Annotated in this window: 18 protein-coding genes and 1 tRNA gene; 11 read left to right on the forward strand and 8 right to left on the reverse strand. The window is 67.0% G+C overall.

All coding sequences use genetic code 11. The features are described 5' to 3' along the window. Positions 1-174: 174 nt before the first annotated feature. The gene (gene tig, locus V2S85_RS06305; protein WP_330702011.1) at positions 175-1,737 is read right to left on the reverse strand and encodes a trigger factor; all 1,563 of its coding nucleotides are present in this window, start codon (positions 1,735-1,737) and stop codon (positions 175-177) included. Positions 1,738-1,813: 76 nt separating this feature from the next. Further along, positions 1,814-1,898, reverse strand: a tRNA-Leu gene (locus tag V2S85_RS06310). Positions 1,899-2,042: 144 nt separating this feature from the next. Here V2S85_RS06310 and V2S85_RS06315 point away from each other — a divergent pair. After that, the gene (locus V2S85_RS06315; protein WP_172705199.1) at positions 2,043-2,207 is read left to right on the forward strand and encodes a hypothetical protein; all 165 of its coding nucleotides are present in this window, start codon (positions 2,043-2,045) and stop codon (positions 2,205-2,207) included. A 205-nt stretch (positions 2,208-2,412) separates the two neighbouring features. Here the strand turns inward: V2S85_RS06315 and sppA are convergent, their stop codons facing one another. Further along, positions 2,413-4,311 (reverse strand): signal peptide peptidase SppA, encoded by a 1,899-nt coding sequence (sppA, locus tag V2S85_RS06320; protein ID WP_330702012.1) that lies wholly within the window; start codon positions 4,309-4,311, stop codon positions 2,413-2,415. A 130-nt stretch (positions 4,312-4,441) separates the two neighbouring features. Here sppA and V2S85_RS06325 point away from each other — a divergent pair, with 130 nt between their 5' ends. Together V2S85_RS06325 and V2S85_RS06330 are read left to right on the forward strand one after the other, a co-directional pair. Beyond that, the gene (locus tag V2S85_RS06325) at positions 4,442-4,723 is read left to right on the forward strand and encodes a type II toxin-antitoxin system RelE/ParE family toxin (protein WP_330702013.1); all 282 of its coding nucleotides are present in this window, start codon (positions 4,442-4,444) and stop codon (positions 4,721-4,723) included. Then, positions 4,723-5,025, forward strand: a complete 303-nt coding sequence (locus V2S85_RS06330; protein ID WP_330702014.1) for a HigA family addiction module antitoxin — start codon at positions 4,723-4,725, stop codon at positions 5,023-5,025. Before V2S85_RS06325 ends, V2S85_RS06330 begins: the two co-directional genes overlap by 1 nt. A gap of 21 nt (positions 5,026-5,046) precedes the next feature. Here V2S85_RS06330 and V2S85_RS06335 read toward each other — a convergent pair whose 3' ends face one another. Beyond that, complete coding sequence (locus V2S85_RS06335) at positions 5,047-5,385, reverse strand: hypothetical protein (RefSeq protein WP_330702015.1); 339 nt, start codon at positions 5,383-5,385, stop codon at positions 5,047-5,049. A gap of 99 nt (positions 5,386-5,484) precedes the next feature. Here V2S85_RS06335 and V2S85_RS06340 point away from each other — a divergent pair, with 99 nt between their 5' ends. Next, positions 5,485-6,465, forward strand: coding sequence for an aspartate carbamoyltransferase catalytic subunit (locus V2S85_RS06340; protein WP_330702016.1), 981 nt, complete (start codon positions 5,485-5,487; stop codon positions 6,463-6,465). Continuing rightward, complete coding sequence (locus V2S85_RS06345) at positions 6,462-7,715, forward strand: dihydroorotase (protein WP_330702017.1); 1,254 nt, start codon at positions 6,462-6,464, stop codon at positions 7,713-7,715. The genes V2S85_RS06340 and V2S85_RS06345 overlap by 4 nt, the downstream gene beginning before the upstream one ends. Positions 7,716-7,870: 155 nt before the next feature. Here the strand turns inward: V2S85_RS06345 and V2S85_RS06350 are convergent, their stop codons facing one another. Continuing rightward, a complete protein-coding gene (locus tag V2S85_RS06350) occupies positions 7,871-9,163 on the reverse strand; it encodes an SPOR domain-containing protein (RefSeq protein WP_330702018.1) in 1,293 nt (430 codons plus the stop codon). A gap of 13 nt (positions 9,164-9,176) precedes the next feature. Continuing rightward, on the reverse strand, positions 9,177-9,908 hold the full coding sequence (locus V2S85_RS06355; RefSeq protein WP_330702019.1) for a ParA family protein: 732 nt from the start codon (positions 9,906-9,908) through the stop codon (positions 9,177-9,179). A 293-nt stretch (positions 9,909-10,201) separates the two neighbouring features. Here V2S85_RS06355 and V2S85_RS06360 point away from each other — a divergent pair, with 293 nt between their 5' ends. From V2S85_RS06360 to V2S85_RS06380, 5 genes are all read left to right on the forward strand, one after another. Next, entirely contained in the window at positions 10,202-11,317 is a 1,116-nt protein-coding gene (locus V2S85_RS06360; protein ID WP_330702020.1) for an SPOR domain-containing protein, read from the forward strand. Then, positions 11,296-12,576 (forward strand): DUF418 domain-containing protein, encoded by a 1,281-nt coding sequence (locus tag V2S85_RS06365; RefSeq protein ID WP_330702021.1) that lies wholly within the window; start codon positions 11,296-11,298, stop codon positions 12,574-12,576. The genes V2S85_RS06360 and V2S85_RS06365 overlap by 22 nt, the downstream gene beginning before the upstream one ends. Before the next feature lie 64 nt (positions 12,577-12,640). Continuing rightward, the gene (locus V2S85_RS06370; protein ID WP_330702022.1) at positions 12,641-12,835 is read left to right on the forward strand and encodes a (2Fe-2S)-binding protein; all 195 of its coding nucleotides are present in this window, start codon (positions 12,641-12,643) and stop codon (positions 12,833-12,835) included. A gap of 72 nt (positions 12,836-12,907) precedes the next feature. Continuing rightward, positions 12,908-13,396 (forward strand): bacterioferritin, encoded by a 489-nt coding sequence (gene bfr, locus V2S85_RS06375; RefSeq protein ID WP_330702023.1) that lies wholly within the window; start codon positions 12,908-12,910, stop codon positions 13,394-13,396. A 286-nt stretch (positions 13,397-13,682) separates the two neighbouring features. After that, positions 13,683-14,837, forward strand: a complete 1,155-nt coding sequence (locus tag V2S85_RS06380) for an AI-2E family transporter (protein WP_330702024.1) — start codon at positions 13,683-13,685, stop codon at positions 14,835-14,837. A 90-nt stretch (positions 14,838-14,927) separates the two neighbouring features. Here V2S85_RS06380 and der read toward each other — a convergent pair whose 3' ends face one another. Beyond that, entirely contained in the window at positions 14,928-16,307 is a 1,380-nt protein-coding gene (der, locus tag V2S85_RS06385) for a ribosome biogenesis GTPase Der (protein ID WP_330702025.1), read from the reverse strand. A 212-nt stretch (positions 16,308-16,519) separates the two neighbouring features. Between der and V2S85_RS06390 the strand changes: the two genes are divergently transcribed. Continuing rightward, positions 16,520-17,176, forward strand: a complete 657-nt coding sequence (locus V2S85_RS06390) for a CHAP domain-containing protein (RefSeq protein ID WP_330702026.1) — start codon at positions 16,520-16,522, stop codon at positions 17,174-17,176. 61 nt (positions 17,177-17,237) lie between these two features. Here the strand turns inward: V2S85_RS06390 and V2S85_RS06395 are convergent, their stop codons facing one another. Next, positions 17,238-17,552: a DUF3297 family protein gene (locus V2S85_RS06395; RefSeq protein WP_330702027.1), complete on the reverse strand. Its 315-nt coding sequence runs from the start codon at positions 17,550-17,552 to the stop codon at positions 17,238-17,240. Positions 17,553-17,625 lie beyond the last annotated feature (73 nt).

The following is a 17,625-nucleotide window of genomic DNA, read 5'->3' on the forward strand; positions in this document are numbered from 1 at the left end:
TCGATCCCGCTCAGCCTGCGCGGGCTCAGAGTTTTCCCGCGTCCGTTCGCCCTCGATCCCGCTCAGCCTGAGCTTGTCGAAGGCCCCGCGCCCAAACGCAACGCGATAACGAAAAAAGCCCGGTGCATCGCTGCACCGGGCCTTTTCGTTATCGGTCGAACCGCAAGCGAGGGATCAGTCCTCCTTGGCAGCGGCCTTCTTCTTGGCCGGGGCCTTCTTGGCGGGCTTGGCTTCGTCGGCCGGAGCCTCTTCAGCGTCGTCCTTCTTGGCGGCAGCCTTCTTGGCCGGAGCCTTCTTCGGCTTTTCCTCGGCGGCAGCTTCATCAGCCGGAGCGGCTTCCGCTTCGTCCTTCTTGGCTGCCTTCTTGGCCGGAGCCTTCTTCGGCTTCGCAGCCGCAGCGGGCTTCTCGCCGTCGGCGTCGGCCTCGATCGCGGCCTGCAGCTCGTCGCGGGTCACTTCGCGCTCGGTGACTTCGGCCTTCTCGATGAGGAAGTCGACGACCTTGTCCTCATAGAGCGGAGCGCGCAGCTGGGCGGCCATCATCGGGTCCTGCTGGACGTATTCGAAGAAGCGCTGGCGATCTTCGGGGCGGTACTGCTGCGCAGCCTGCTGCATCAGCATGCCCATTTCCTGGCTGGTCACTTCGACGCCGTTGGCCTGGCCGATTTCCGACAGGAGCAGGCCCAGACGCACGCGGCGCTCGGCGATCTTGCGGTAGTCGTCCTTCTCGGCCTCGATCTCTTCGAGAGCGGCGGCGGGATCTTCCTCGTTCTGCGCTTCCTGGATCAGCTGCTGCCAGATCTGCGAGAATTCGGCTTCCACCATGGTCGGCGGCACGTCGAAGTCATGGCCGGCGGCCAGCTGGTCAAGCAGCGAGCGCTTCATGGCGGTGCGGGTCAGGCCGGCAGTTTCCTGCTCCAGCTGGCCGCGCAGCAGGCCGGTGAGCTGCTCCAGGCTCTCAAGACCCAGTTCCTTGGCGAAGTCGTCGTCGAGCTTCGACTCGGCAGGCGCCTTCACTTCGTGCGCGACGATGTCGAAGGTGGTTTCCTTGCCGGCGAGGTTCTCGGCCGGGTAGTCCTCGGGGAAGGTCACGGTGATGGTGCGCTCGTCACCGGCCTTGATGCCCTTGAGCTGCTCTTCGAAGCCCGGGATGAAGCGATCGGCGCCGATCACCAGCGGGGCCTTCTCGGCCTTGCCGCCGTCGAACTCGACGCCGTCGAGCTTGCCGGTGAAGTCGATGATGACCTGATCGCCCTCGGCGGCTTCGCCGTCCTTGGTCTCGAAGCGCTGCTGCTGCTTGGCGATGTTCGCGACCGCTTCGGTCACGGCTTCGTCCGAGACGGGCACGGTCAGCTTGTCGAGCTTGAGCCCGTCGAGCGAGGGCGCAGCGATGGTGGGGAGGATTTCGAGGCTGACGGTCAGCTCGGCGTCCTTGCCCTCTTCGTAGCCGTCGGTCAGCTTGACGTCGGGGTTCATGGCGGGGCGCAGGGCGTTGTCGGCCACCAGCTTGTCCATGGCTTCACGGATCGAGGTGTTCAGCGCTTCCTGGTGAATCGCCGGGCCGTGCAGCTTCTTGACGAGGTTCGCGGGAACCTTGCCGGCGCGGAAGCCGGGCATCTTCACCTGCGGGGCGATCTTCTTGACCTCGCCCTCGACCTTCGAGGTGATCGTGGCGGCGGGAATGGTGACCGTGTAGGCGCGCTTCAGGCCCTCGTTGGTCGTCTCGACAATCTGCATTTCGATGCCTTCCTGTGCAATCCAAAGGGCCTCTCGGCCAGCATTACCGTGGCCTACCCTCGCACAGGTGACGGATTGGTGCGGGCGAAGGGACTCGAACCCCCACATCTTTCGATACTGGTACCTAAAACCAGCGCGTCTACCAATTCCGCCACGCCCGCATGAGTGTAGCCTGAAACTCAAGGGACGGGCCATTAATGGCAGCCGGAGAAAAGGGCAAGTGCGACGAGTCGCTATGGTGTCACGGAACGGATCGGCTGTGCACCGGTTTATGGGTGCGAGGGGGCGAGAGGAGCGAGATCACCATGGCCACCCAGCCACCCGTCTACAGCCCCGGCGACACGCCTGCGGAAATCCCGACGCCCGGAAACGACCCCGGGGTTCCCGGCGGGCCTGACGAGACGCCGCCGCAAGGGCCGGACTTCGACCAGCCCGATGAGGCTCCGGTGGAACTGCCGCCGCCGGATTGAGGCTCATCTCGTCATTGCGAGCGTAGCGAAGCAATCCAGGGCGGCATAACCGTGCCCTGGATTGCTTCGCTACGCTCGCAATGACGATGGGCGGGTGCCTCCGCTCGTGCTTCGACAGGCTCAGCATGAGCGGGGAAAGGAAAGCGAACCACCCCCACCCCGCTCGTCCTGAGCTTGTCGAAGGGCCGCGCGCCACCCTGTCAGCCTATTTCCAACCCGCCAGCCGCGCGAGCATCGCCGCAGTCGAGCCCTCACCCAACGGTTTGCGTACCGCGCGATAGTCAGGCCCGGCCGCACAGGCGAGGCAGTATGCCTGCACGCCCTGCGCCCCCAGCACACCATCGAGCCGCGCCACCGCCTGCGCCATCTGCAGACGCTGGCGCTGCGCCACCAGCCCGGCGAAGTCGTAGGCTGCCACCTGCTCCTGTGAACCTGACGTCATGCTCTGCACGAAGGCGCTGAACGAATCCTCCGGTTCCTCCAGATAGACCGCCTGCCACTTGCCGTTGCCCACGCCGCCCAGCTTCGCGGCATAGGCGAGCGCATCGTCCAGCCCGCCCATCTGGTCGACGAGGCCGAGCCGCTGCCCGTCCGCACCCGGCCACACGCGGCCCTGAGCGATCGCGTCGACCTGCTGCGGCGTCTTGCCGCGCGCCTTGCCGACGATGCCGAGGAACTTGCCGTAGATGCTCTCCACCGAGCCCTGAAGCATGGCTTCGACCTCAGGCGTGAAGCCGCCGAGAATGTCCGGCTGCCCGGCCAGCGGCGTGGAGCGCACCCCGTCGCTGGTCACGCCGAAGTCCGCCAGCGTCTTCTCGAAGCTGGGCACGAAGGCGAAGACGCCGATCGAGCCGGTGATCGTCGCCGGTTCCGCGAAGACCCGCTGGCCGGGCGTGGAAACCCAGTACCCGCCGCTCGCCGCCATCGAGCCCATCGACACCACAACCGGGATCTTCGCATCGCGCCAGCGCTGGATCGCGCGGCGGATGCGCTCGGACGCCATGACAGAGCCGCCCGGCGAATCGATCCTGACGACGAGCGCCTTCATGCCCTCCTCGCGGTTCTCGTCGAGCAGCGCGGCGATGCGGTCTCCGCCCGCGGTGCCCGGCCCGGCCTCGCCATCGACGATCTCACCGGCGATGGTGACGACGCCGATCTTCGCGCCCTCCCCCTTCACCGGGTTCGCCGCCAGCCAGGTCGCCAGCCCGGTATGCGCGTAGTCCGGCGCGTCCTTGTCCGAATGGCCGATCGTGGTTTCGCCCACCAGCTTCTCGACGCGGGCCTCGAACTCGGTCTGGTCGCCGATGCGGTCGATCAGGCCTGCCGCCTTCGCGGCCTCGGCCATGTCGTTGCCGTGCGCCTTGTTCCAGCCGACCGGGTCCGCGACCATGCGATCGAGCTGCGCTTTGGGCCGCGCCTTCGCGATCTCGGCGCGCAGGGCGTTCCACTGCGAATCGAGGATCAGCTTGAAGTCCTCGCGCGCCTCGGGCGAGAGGTCGGTGCGCATGTAGGGCTCGACCGCCGACTTGTAGGTGCCGACGCGGTAGACATGCGCGTTGACCCCGTACTTGTCGAAAAGGCCCTTGTAGAACTGCAGGTTGCCACCCGGGCCCGCCACGAAGGCGCCGCCCATCGGATCGACCCAGACCTCGCTGGCGTGGGCCGCCAGTTGCACGCCGTCGTCGGCATAGAGATTGGCGAAAGTCAGCACCGGCTTGCCCGCCTTGCGCACTTCGTCGATGGCCGCGCCGATATCATGCAGGTGGACGTAGCGCCCGCCCATGAAGCGCGAGAGGTCAAGGACGACCGCCTTGATCCGCTTGTCGCTCGCCGCCAGCCGCAGCGCCCGCTCGACGTCGCGGGCCTGGAATTCGTGGACCTGCTCGCCCCCAGAGGTGAGCAACTGGAGCGGATCGACCTTGCTCTTCTCCTCGACCACGGTGCCGTCGAGTTCGAGCAGCAACGCCCCGTTCTCCACCTTGCCGCCGACCGGCCGCGCCGAGAGCGCGGCGTAGATCACTCCGAAGAAGGCCAGCAGGAACAGCAGCGCCAGCGCATCCTTCACGGCGACCAGCAACTTCCAGACCTTGCGCGCGAATCTCATGTACCGACCTGCCTTTCGGGGGAAGTCTTAGAGGATAGGGGGTAACAAGGGAAAGGGCGAGCCCGCCTGAAACGGCAAACGCAAAGCCATGCTATACGTTTCCGTATAGCCATGCTATACATCGCCGTTGATGGAGATCGAGAGCATCCTCGACCGGACCCTGCGCCGCTTCGTCGATACCGGCAATGCCAGGGGTTTGCGGGAACCCGAGCGACTACGCCGGATGATCGCTTTCATGGTTGCGGCCCGATCGGTTGATGACCTCTCGGTTCCACCCAATTTCGGCTTTCACGCGCTGACAGGAAATCGCGCCGGGACTTTTGCGATGACCGTCACCCGCAATTGGCGGCTGACTTTCACCTGCCCCGACGGGCACACGGTCGCCGACCTCGATCTGGAGGATTATCACTGATGGCCATCAAGGTTCATGCCTCGTTTTCCGTCCACCCCGGCCCCTGGCTACGCGCGGAGTTCGTCGCTCCTCACCGCCTCACCGTGGTCGCCACGGCGCAGGCGCTGGGCGTCACCCGCGTGGCGATGAGCAACCTGCTGAACGGCAAGGCGGCGCTGTCCGCCGACATGGCGCTGCGGTTCGAGAAGGCCTTCGGTGTCTCGGCCGACGTGTTGATGCGAATGCAGGCGGCCTATGACGTGGCGCAGGCGCGCGAGCATGGGCATGCGCTGGAGGTTACGAGGATTTCGCAAGCGGCGTGATCCGCCCAAGCAGCGCGTGCCTCAACTCCGCAACGGAGCACGCACCGTAATCAGCGCGGTAAAGTCGGGGTTCTCGACCGCCTCATCCTCATCCCGTAGCTGGTAGACGCCGGGATCGGCCGGATCAATGGCATCCAGCAACGGTGCGATCGTGAAAGGCTCGCCGTCGGCGTGTTGCCGAATGACGATACCCGCGCTCATGTCCACGGAATCCACGGTTCCAAACACCTGCTTGCTGTCCACAACGGTATCGTCCGGCGCCAGATAGGTCAGCCCCACCAGCAAGGTGCAGCCGATCAGATCGTCCGCAAACGCCTGATCCCAATCGTCATCGCCATCGAGGCTCTCGAATTCCGCCATGCCTTTAGCATGCATCGGACCCGCACGGGCTTCAACCGTGCACATCGCGCCCATCCCCCCTTGAGCCATGCCCCTTCCCCGCCTATGGCGTGGTCTTTAATGACACCTCCAGAATATACTTATCCGGCAGGCGCTCTCGCCTTTCCGCATCGCGGCCTCACGGGCATTGCGGGCCTTGCCCCGCACCAGATCTGGTTCCTGCTCGACGAGGCGGAACAGTGGGTCGCAATGAACCGGGGCGCGCAGAAGCGGGTCGAGCTGCTGTCCGGCATGACCATCATCAACGCCTTCTTCGAGAACTCGACGCGCACGCTCTTGAGCTTCGAGATTGCGGGCAAGCGCCTCGGCGCCGACGTCGTGAACATGGCGGTCGCCACCTCCAGCGTGAAGAAGGGCGAGACGCTGATCGACACGGCGATGACGCTCAACGCCATGCGCGCAGACGCCATCGTCATCCGCCACGCCTCCTCAGGCGCGGTGCAGCTGATCGCGGACAAGGTGGACTGCCCGGTGCTCAACGCCGGTGACGGCCAGCACGAGCACCCGACGCAGGCGCTGCTCGATGCACTGACGATCCGGCAGGCCAAGCGCGCCTTCAACGGGCTGCGCGTGACGATCTGCGGCGATATCCTGCACAGCCGCGTGGCGCGCTCGAACATCCTGTGCCTCGCCTCGCTGGGCGCCGACGTGCGGGTCTGCGCGCCGCCTGCGCTGATGCCCGCCGATATCGAGCAGATGGGCGTGACGGTGTTCCACGACTTCGACGCGGCGCTGAAAGGCGCGGACGTGGTCATGATGCTGCGCCTGCAGATGGAGCGCATGGAGGGCCAGTTCATCCCCTCCCCGCGCGAATACCGCCACCTCTACGGACTGACGCTCGACCGGCTGGAACTGGCCGAATCGAACGCGCTGGTCATGCATCCGGGTCCGATGAACCGCGGCGTCGAGATCGACAGCAACGTCGCCGACCATGTGGAGCGCTCGATGATTACCACGCAGGTGGAGATGGGCGTGGCGATCCGCATGGCCTGCCTCGATGTCCTCACCCGAAAAGGTCGCAAGATGGAGGGCTGGGCATGAGCCTTCACGCACCCCTGACCGTCACGGGCGGCCGCGTGCTGCTGGCCGACGGTTCGATCCAGAGCGGCGCCGTGCGCTGCGAAGGCGGCTTCATCACCGCGATCGGCGCGGACGTCGCCCCGCAGGACGGCGACACCGTGCATGACGCGCGCGGCCAGATCGTTGCGCCGGGCCTCGTCGATATCGGCGTCTTCGCGATCGACAAGCCCGCGTTCCACTTCGGCGGGATCACCCGCGCCGCGCTGATGCCTGACCAGAACCCGCCCCTCGACGTCTCGGCGCGGGTGCGGTTCGCGGCGCAGTCGGGCAAGCCGGACTTCTGGGTCCACCCGCTCGCCGCCGCGACGCAGGGGCTGGAAGGCAAGGCGCTCGCCGAGATCGCGATGATGCGCGATGCCGGTGCGCGCGCGGTCTGCACCGGGCGGCGCTGGATCGGCGATTCGGGCACGATGCTGCGCCTGCTGCAGTACACCGGGATGCTGGGCATGGTCGTCATCGCCCATGCCGAGGACGCCGGGATCGTCGGCAATGCCGTCGCCACGGCGGGCGAGATGGCGACGCGGCTTGGCCTCCCCAGCGCACCCGCGCAGGCCGAAGCGCTCGCCATCGCCCGCGACATCGCGCTCGCCGAGATGGCCAATGCGGCGATCCACTTCCGCAACGTGACGACCGCCGCCGGGCTTGACCTGGTGCGCGCGGCCAAGGCGCGAGGCCTGAAGGTGACGGCGGGTGTCAGCCCGGCCTACTTCATGCTCTCCGACCTTTCGATCGGGGCGTTCCGCACTTTCACCCACCTCTCGCCCGCGCTGCGCTGCGAGGCGGACCGCAAGGCGGTGGTCGCCGCCATCGCCGACGGCACCATCGATGTGATCGCCTCGGGCCACGATCCGCGCGGACCGGAGGACAAACGCCTGCCGTTCAGCGATTCGGCCCCCGGCATGGCGGGCGCGGAGACGCTGCTGCCGCTGACGATGAGCCTCGTGCGCGACGGCGTGATCGACATGGCCCGCGCCTTCGAGCTGATCGCCGCCAACCCGGCGAAGCTGCTGGGCGTGAACGCGGGCACACTGGCAGTCGGCGCCGAGGCCGACATCGCGGTGCTCGATCCCGAGCGGCCGTGGATCGTCAATTCGGACAAGATGGCCGCCGCTGCGGGCAATACCCCGTTCGACCGCCAGCCTGTTCAGGGGCGCGTCCTTGCGCTGTTCAAGGGCGGCGTGGTGGTGCGCACCAAGAAGGTCGGCGGGTAGGCCGGCGCCAGACCCTTCGACAAGCTCAGGGTGAGCGGAAGTGGTGTAAACCTGCGAAACCCCGCCAAGGCTGAGCTTGTCGAAACGGCCAAGGAAAAGGCCCTTCCGTCCCGCAGGACGAAAGGGCCGTCAGGTTCGCATGAAACCTTGAAACTTCAGCGGCTCGCCAGCATCGGCTTGCCCCGTGCCGCGACCGCGCCGGGCAGCGTGCGCCCGCCCTCATAGGCGAGGCATTCGCCGCCGCGCCCCTTGACGCTCGAGCACATCGACTCGGCCGCGCCGCGTGCGAAGCCTTCGGCGGCGACGCGGTAGTAGCGGCGACCGTTCACCTCGGCCTCGGTGATCCGCAGCGCATGGCCGCGCAGCGAGGGGTCGCGGCGCTGGAAGATCGCCCAGGCGCGCTTGGCGCCCTCCATCGTGCCGAACGAACCGAGCTGTACCAGATGGCGGCCTGTCTGCTCAGCCGGTGCCGCGGCGGAAGGTTTCCTGGCCTGTGGCTTTTGCAAGCGCGCGAGGCTGCCGTCGAAAGCACGCTCGATCGAGCGGCGCGGGGCCTCGTCCTCCATCGCCATCGCGGGAGCGGGAGCCACCGTCGCCGGGGCCTCAGCCACGGCTGGTACGAAAGCCGGGGCCGGCACGGTTTCCTCGGCGGCGGGGAGTTCGGCGACCGGCTCTGCCACCGCCATCATCGTACGCGGGGTATGATCGACGCCGCCCAGTGCCAACGCGACCGGCTGGCCCGGATCACCGCGCAGCGGCGCGCCGAGCAATCCGGCCACGCGTGCCCGGGCCATGTCGGGGCGCGTCCTGCCCGCCCATTCCTGCAGCCGCGCATCGAGCTGCGGCCCGGAAATGTCCTGAGAAGCGATCACGCGCGCCTCGGCCCAGCGCCCGCCCAGCGCGTAGGCATAGGCAAGGTTCTGCCGTGTCTTGGGGGTGTTGTCCCCGCCGCGCACCGCGTCGGAAAGCACCGCGACGCCCTGCGCCGGCTGCCCCGCCAGCGCGACGGCGAGGCCGTAGTCGCCCGCCGGGAGCTTGCTGCGGAACCGCTCGAGCACGTCCAGCGCCTCGGCCTGCCGGCCCGAACCGACGTAGGCGAGCGCGAGGCTCAGCCCGGTGCGGGGGCTGCGATCGCCCAGCGCCAGCGCGTCCTCGAAGGTGGTGGCAGCCGAATCGAAGCGACCGGCGGCGAGATAGCCCTGTGCCAGCGCGGCGCGCGCCGCCGCATCGCGCGGCGACTTCGCCACGCGCGCCTCGACTTTGGCCAGTGCGCCATCGGTGACGCCTTCGGCCCTGCCCTCGGCCAGATGCGTGCCTTCCGCGCTGGCGACATGGGACTGCCCGCCCGCGCAACCGGCAAGGAGGGCGGCAACCATCGCCGAGCACAAGGTGAAGCCGGCGTTACGGGCACTGCTGCCAGTGAATTTGCTGCTGGAGCGATTCTTCATCGGACGTTTCCCTTCAGGCCGGAACCCGGCGGCCGAAACCGCCGACCGGACGCAGCACCCCGCCTTGCACCGTCCCGTGCGGGGACTGGCCCGCAGCCGGCGCGGCGAAGATCGTGCGGCGGAAATTCTTTTCGAGACGATCGGCGACATAGGCCCACAAGGCGGCCATCTCGGCGGCGGAGCGACCGTTCGGGTCGATCTCCATGACAGTGCGGCCGTCGATCATCGAGGCCGCGAAATCGGTGCGCTGGTGCACGGTGACCGGGGCCACGGTGCCATGCTGCGAAAGCGCGACGGCAGCCTCTGCGGTGATGCGCGCCTTGGGCGTGGCCCCGTTGACGACGAAGACCAGCGGCTTGCCCGAGCGCTCGCACAAGTCGACGGTGGCCCCCACCGCGCGCAAGTCGTGCGGGCTGGGACGCGTGGGGATGACGATGAGTTCGGCGACGGCGATGACGCTCTGGATCGCCAGGGTAATCGCCGGCGGGGTGTCGATCACCGCCAGCTTGAAACCCTGCTGGCGCAGCACCTGCAGGTCGGCCGCAAGCCGCGCCACGGTGGTCTGCGCGAAAGCAGGTGTCTCGGCCTCGCGCTCGTTCCACCAGTCGGAGAGCGAGCCCTGCGGGTCGATGTCGATCAGCACCACCGGCCCGGCGCCCGCGCGCTCGGCCTGTACGGCGAGGTGGCCCGACAGCGTGGTCTTGCCCGATCCGCCCTTCTGCGATGCCAATGCCAAAACGCGCAAAACCGAATTCCCCCCGGTGACCGACCAGTGCGGCGGCGCACCGCCCTCATTCGGGAACTGCCAGATCGTTCCTAATTTACGGTTAATTGCTTAGAAGGCCGCCAATGGTCGCCGCAGCGGGCAATCCGTGTGGCGATGGGGCTCGCCCACGCCATCCACCGGGCATTAACTCTTCCGGTCTAGGCTTAATCCATGGTTCCTCATGGACTTTGCGTGCGCTTCCTGCTGGCAAGAGGCGCCCCGTTAAGCTTACCATAGGGACATTGACGGGGCTGCACTGGAACGCCGACGACGTGAAGACGATTTTTCCCTTGCTCGCCGCCGGCCTGGCGGTGATGACCGCGCCCGTCGCCCTGGCGCAGGCGCCCGACGTCAAGGCCGGCGTCGATGCCTGGTCGGGCGGCAACTACGATTCGGCGGTGCGCATCTGGCAGCCGCTCGCCGACAGGGGCGATGCCGATGCCCTGTTCAACCTGGCGCAGGCCTACAAGCTGGGGCGCGGCGTCCCGCTCGACCTCACCCGTGCAGAGGATCTCTACGGCAAGGCCGCCGCCAAGGGGCACCTGCAGGCGGCGGACGCCTATGGCCTGCTGCTGTTCCAGCGCGGCGAACGCCAGCGCGCCCTGCCTTATATCGAAGGTTCGGCCTCACGCGGGGATCCGCGCGCGCAGTACATCCTGGGGGTCGCCTATTTCAACGGCGACATCGTCCGCAAGGACTGGGTGCGGGCCTATGCCCTCGCCACGCTCGCACAGCAGGCGGGCCTGGAGCAGGCGACCAGCGCGCTGGCGCAGATGGACCAGCACATCCCGCTCGCCGACCGGCAGAAAAGCGTGGTCCTCGCCCAGCAGATCGCGGCGCAGGCACAGGCCAACCGCCAGCGCCTGAACGCCTCGGCGGAACTGGGCACCCCGCCCGCCCGGCCGCCTCTTGCGGCCAGCGCGGTTCCCGAACGCGAGGTCGTCGAGGCCCGCCATGCGGTCGCGCAGGCGGCTCATGCGGCAGGCACCGACAGCACCGCACCCAAGACCACCGACTTCGCACGGCCGTGGAAATCCGCGGCTCCCGGCCCCGCGCCGGCCCGGACCGAAGCAAACAGGCCTGAGGCAAACAGGCCTGAGGCGAGGACGCCGCCGCCCGCTCCCAAGCCAGCGCCGAAGCCCGCAGCCGCCGTCGCTTCCGGCCCCTGGCGTGTCCAGCTCGGCGCCTTCGGTGTCGCCGGCAATGCCGAGGCGCTGTGGGCCCGGATCAAGGGCCGTCCGGAACTCGCGGGCCATCCCCGTGCGCTCGTGCCGGCAGGCAAGCTGACCAAGCTGCAGGCCACCGGCTTCGCCTCGAAGGCAGAGGCCGATGCCGCCTGCGCACGCCTGACGGCCGGTGGCTTCGGGTGCCTGGCGGCGAGGGACTGACCTCCCCTCACCCCGCCGCAGAGGATGCGGCCGGCGCCCCTGCGGCGCGGCTGCAGACGCTCGACCTGATCCGGGGCGTCGCGGTGCTCGGCATCCTGGCGATCAACATCGCCGGGTTCGCGGGGCCGATGATCGGCTCGACCACGCCCAATCTGCCGGACGCCGTGAGCCCGCTCGACGAAGCGGCCTGGGCCTTCGGCTTCTTCGTGTTCGAGGGCAAGATGCGCGCCCTCTTCACCCTCTTGTTCGGCGCCGGGATCGTGCTGTTCTGGGAGCGCTGCGAGGCTACCGACCGCGATGGCGACAGCCTACAACTGCGCCGCCTGGGCTGGCTGCTGCTGTTCGGCCTCGCGCATTACCTGCTGCTGTGGTGGGGCGACATCCTGTTCCTCTATGCCGCCTGCGGGATCGCCGCGCTGCTGCTGCGGCCGCTCGGTGACCGGACGCTGCTGGGCCTCGCGCTCGTGCTCTACTATGCTTGGCATGTCTGGGGCATGCTTGACGCGGCCACCGCGATCGAGGCGGAGAAGGCCGCCCTTGCCCATCACGCCAGCGCGGCGCAGCTCCAGCTTCTGGCCGAGCGCCTGGAGCCAATGCGGACATGGGCGGCACAGGAACTGCGCGAGGCGCATCTCGGCTGGCTCGATCTGCTGCGGGTAAAGCTCGTCGACCGCCCGTTCTGGCCGATCGAAGTCGTCTCGGGTGCGTTTTCGGAAACCTTGCCGCTGATGCTGATCGGCATAGTCCTTTACCGCAGGGGCGTGTTCGACGGACGCATCTCGCGCCGGCGCCTCGCCGACGTTTCGTTCGCCTGCACGTTCGGAGGGCTTGCGCTGACGGCGATGTTCCTCGCCTGGGCCTGGCCGCGCCATTTCCCGCCGGTAACCATGCACGCCGCGCTGGTATGGGGCCTTGCGATGCCGCACGTCCTGGGCGGCGTGGGCTATGCCGGCCTGCTGGTCATGGTCGCTCCCCGCCTCGGCGCGACATGGCTCGGCGGCCGCATCGCCGATGCCGGGCGCATGGCGTTCAGCAACTATATCCTCACCAGCCTGGTCATGACTTTCGTGTTCCAGGGATGGGGCCTCGGCCTGTTTGGCCAGGTCCGGCCCGCAACGCAGTGGCTGTTCGTGCTCGGCGGCTGGGCGCTGATGCTGGGCTGGAGCGGCCGATGGCTGCGGCATTTCCGGCGCGGCCCGCTGGAATGGCTGTGGCGCTGCCTCGTCGAGCACCGCCTGCTGAACAATCGGATGAATTGAGCGAATATGCTATTGCGATCTATTCGCACTCTCATATATTGGGGGCCGAACAAAGGATTCGCTCATGTACGTGTGCATCTGCAATGCCATTCGAGAGACCGAGCTTCGCTGCGCGGCACGCCGTTATCGCGGCAATGCCGAAGCGATCTACGGTGCGATCGGCCGGCCTCCGCAGTGCCGCCAGTGCCTGGACGAAGCCGAAGACATCATCGCGGACGAGGTTTCGTCCGCTGGAATGGGAATAGCTGCCGCCGCGTAATTCATGACCTGACTTGCCCGACTCGACATTGCCGGATATAGGCCGCGGCTCCCACATAGGAGTTTCCGCGCGATGAAGGGCGACCTCAAGGTCATCGAATTTCTGAACAAGGCGCTGTTCAACGAGCTAACCGCCATCAACCAGTACTGGCTGCATTACCGCATGCTGGACAACTGGGGCATCAAGAAGCTCGCCGAGTACGAGCGTCACGAATCGATCGACGAGATGAAGCACGCCGACGTGCTGGCCGATCGCATCCTCTATCTCGATGGCCTCCCCAACTTCCAGAACCTGGGCAAGCTGCGCGTCGGCGAGACGGTCGAGGAAATCCTCAAGGCCGACCTCGCGCTCGAATACGATGCGATCCCGATGCTCAAGGACGCCATCGCCCACTGCGAGACGGTGCGCGACTTCGTCAGCCGCGAGATTTTCGCGCGCATCCTCGAGAGCGAGGAAGAGCATGTCGATTTCCTCGAGAAGCAGTTCGACATGATCGCCCGCATGGGCATCCAGAACTACTGCCAGCTGCAGAGCAAGCCGGCGGGCGAATCGGAATCCTGATTTCCGGGATCGTGACCTGACACGATCCTGACGCTACGTCCCGTCATCCCCGACAAGTCGGGGATCGACACGATTTCCCGCCGCGCGGCCGATCCTTGCACCATGACGCAAGGCCGGCCTTCAGCCCCCGCACTCGCCGGGGCGGCGCGCAAGGGGATGACGGGAGGGCTTGGTGCCACCGGGGCACCGAAAAAAGTCCCGGACGCGAATCCCCGACAGAGGGAACCACCGCTCCTGCCGTCGTTTATCGGATGGCAGGAGCGGTTTTGCGTTGTAAGGGGCGTGGATGGGATCGGAAGACAAGCGCGGACTACAGACCGAGGACATTGGCTTCGCCGTCCTCGTGGTCGTCATTTCTCTGGCTGCGGCATACCTGCTCGCACCCTATTTCGGCGCCGTCCTGTGGGGCGTGGTCGCCGCGATCATGTTCCAGCCGATGACCGCCAAGCTGGCGACGCGGATGGGCGGACGCAGGAATCTCGCCACGTCGATCGTGCTGTTCGGGCTCATCGCGCTATTCGTGGTGCCGACGATCCTGCTCGGCATCAGCATCGTCAACGAGGCGACCGCGCTCTACCAGAAGATCACCAGCGGCCAGATCGACTTCGGCCGCATCCTGCAGCAGATCCAGAACGCCCTTCCCCGCCGGGTGCGGGGCATGGTCGACGAGTACGGCCTGACCGACTTCGAGACCATCCGGCGCCAGTTCGGCTCCAGCATCACCAGCGGCCTGCAGGCTGTGGCCGGCCGCGCGCTCACCCTCGGCCAGGGCGCGCTGAGCTTCGTCGCCGCGCTCGGCGTGATGCTCTACCTCAGCTATTTCCTGCTGCGCGATGGCGAGCGCTACGGCGAGATGGTCCGCACCAGCATGCCGCTCCATGCCGAGACGCGTGATTCGCTGATCGAGAACTTCCTCCTCGTGGTCCGCGCGACGATGCGCGGCACCGTGGTGGTGGCGGTGGTGCAGGGCCTGCTCGGCGGCATCCTGTTCTCGGTACTGGGGATCGAGGGCGCGCTCATCTGGGGCGTGCTGATGGGCTTCTTCTCGCTGCTGCCGGCTGTCGGCACCGGCATCATCTGGGTGCCGGTGGCGATCTACCTCTTCGCGGCAGGAGACGTGATGAAGGCCGGGATCGTGGTGTTCTGCGGAGTCTTCATCATCGGCATGGTGGACAATGTCCTGCGCCCCATCCTGGTCGGCCGCGACACCCGCCTGCCCGACTTCGTGGTGCTGATCGCGACGCTTTCGGGGCTGGAACTGTTCGGCCTCAACGGCTTCATCATCGGGCCGGTGATCGCTGCGCTGTTCATCTCGGTATGGAACCAGCACCGCGACCGGCGCGAGGCGAAGGCCGCGGTGGCGGAAGGCTCACCGATCCCGGTGCAGACCGAGGCCGGCGCCGCCAAGGCGGCGGAAGAAGCGGTAGCGCATCCTTCGTAAAATTCGTCATTGCGAGCGAAGCGAAGCAACCCAGGGCGGCGTAATGCTGCCCTGGGTTGCTTCGCTTCGCTCGCAATGACGAGCCGTAGCTCAATCCTTCGCGAACGGGTTCTTCGCGCTGCGCAGGTTCAGGCGGATCGGCACCGATTCGAACCCGAGTTCTCGCCGCATCCCGTTGATGAGATAGCGCTTGTAGCTCTCCGGCAGCAGGTCCAGCCGCGTCCCGAACACCACGAAGCCCGGCGGGCGCGTCTTGGCCTGGGTGATGTAGCGCAGCTTGATCCGCTTGCCGCCCGGTGCCGGCGGCGGATTGGCGGACAGCGCATCGTCGAACCAGCGGTTGAGCGCCGAGGTCGGCACGCGCTTGCTCCAGGCCTCGCGGATCGAGAAAGCGGCGGCGATCATCTCGTCCAGACCCTTGCCGGTGCGGGCCGAGACCGCCAGCAAGGGCAGCCCGCGAACCTGGGCGAGGCCATCGTCCAGCGCGGCGCGAATGCCGTTGAACAGGCCCGATGCGCCCTCGGCCACGTCCCACTTGTTGATCGCGATCATCAGCGCGCGGCCTTCCTCCAGCACCTTGGAGGCGATCGTCAGATCCTGGTGCTCCAGACCGCGCGTGGCGTCGAGCAGCAGCACCACGACTTCGGCGAAGTCGATCGCATGGCGCGCATCGGCGACAGCCATGCGCTCCAGCTTTTCGACCACGTTGGCGCGCTTGCGCATGCCGGCGGTGTCGATCAGGTGGACTTCCCGCACGTCATCGGTCTTGGGATCGGTCCATTTCCAGTGGATGGTGATCGAATCGCGCGTGATCCCGGCTTCCGGACCGGTCAGCAGGCGATCCTCGCGCAGCAGCTTGTTGATGAGCGTGGACTTGCCCGCGTTCGGGCGGCCGACGATCGCCAGCTTGAGCGGGGCACGCAGCCGCGCTTCCTCGTCCTCTTCCTCCTCGAAGGGATTTTCCTCGGGCTGCAGCGGGTCGAGGTGCGGCAGGAGCGCCTCGAACAAGTCCGCCATGCCCTCGCCATGTTCGGCCGAGATGCCGAGCGGATCGCCGAGACCCAGCGAATAGGCCTCGAGCAGCCCGCCTTCGCCCGCACGCCCTTCGGCCTTGTTGGCGAGCAGGATCACCGGCACCGGCGAGGAGCGCAGCCAGTTGCCGATTTCCGCATCGAGCGGGGTCAGCCCCGCGCGCGCATCGACGACGAACAGCGCGACGTCGGCCGTCTCCAGCGCCGCCTCGGTCTGCTTGCGCATGCGGCCGGGCAAGGTTTCGGCCTCGTCGTCCTCCCAGCCGGCGGTATCGACGATCTGGAACTTGAGGCCCAGAAGCTCGGCGTCGCCGAACCGCCGGTCGCGCGTAACGCCGGGCTGGTCGTCGACGAGGGCGAGCTTCTTGCCGACGAGTCGGTTGAACAGCGTGGACTTGCCGACGTTGGGTCGGCCGATGATGATGACTTGGGGAAGCATGATTCCCACCGCTTGGGCATTTCCTGCGGATTTGGCAAGTCTTGCGGTGATTCGTCGTGCCGGATCGGGACCAGGGCGCCGTTAAGCGATTTGCAATCGATTGCGCATACCTTTTCCATCCGACCCTGGGAAAAGCACGGAACCTTTTCCTACCTCGTCGTTAACCAACCCCGGAAGACGCACGTCAACCTTCCGAGGGCAGAACGACGTTCATGAGGGTTTACCGTAAGATCATCATCGTGGCGCTCGCAGCGTCCTGCATGCTTCCCGCAGCAGCGATCGCGCGCACCGCCATCGACATCGAGGCCGGATCGGCCATCGACCACGACGCCGGCGCCGCACTGACGGTTCCGAAGGGGCCGGGCCATCTCGAATGCGTGCCTTATGCGCGCACGACCTCCGGCATCCAGATCTATGGCGACGCCTGGACCTGGTGGACGCAGGCCAAGGGCCGCTACGCCACCGGCAGCACGCCGCGCGTCGGCGCGGTGATGGCGGTCAAGCCGTTCAACAACTCGAAGCTCGGCCATGTCGCCACGGTCAGCCGCATCGTCGATTCGCGCACGGTGCTGCTCAGCCACGCCAACTGGTCGGTGCCCGGCGAGATCGAGCGCAACGTTTCGGCGCTCGACGTATCGCCGAACAACGACTGGAGCGAGGTGCGCATCTGGTACGGCCCTTCCCGGAACCTGGGCACCACGCACTGGCCGGTCTCCGGTTTCATTTACAATGCCGCGCCCGGCACCAGATTGCGGGACGCCGCGCCCGATCGCGGTGAAGTCCGCCTCGCCGCGCAGGTCGCGAAGCCGGCCAAGAAAAAGGGCCGCCGCAGCGACCCCATCGGCGCGATCATCGCCGGCAACTTCTGAGATATCTCACCCCCCAGGAAAAACGCGCCCTCGCCCCAGCGACGGCGCGTTTTTCATGCGATCAGTCCTTCTTCGCGACCGGTGCGCCTTCGCCGAGATCCTCGTACCATGCCTCGACGGGGCCGGAGAGCTTCAGCGTCAGCGGGTTCCCCTTGCGATCCATGGTCTTGCCCGCCTGCACGCGCACCCAACCTTCGGAGATGCAATATTCCTCGACATTGGTGCGCACGGTGCCCTTGAAACGGATGCCGATGCCGCGCTGCAGCTTGTCCTGGTCGAAGAACGGGCTGCGCGGGTTGATCGCGAGATGATCGGGCGGCACGTCCGGACCATTGGTCGAGGGGGCCGTTTCGGGAGTCTGGGTGTCTTCAGTCATGACGCAGCGATTTATCTTGCATTCCCCGCTTGTCAATTCGATCCGGCCTGTCTAAAGGCGCGCTTCCGCTAAC

This window comes from Novosphingobium resinovorum, assembly GCF_036352595.1.
Lineage (GTDB): Bacteria > Pseudomonadota > Alphaproteobacteria > Sphingomonadales > Sphingomonadaceae > Novosphingobium > Novosphingobium resinovorum_B.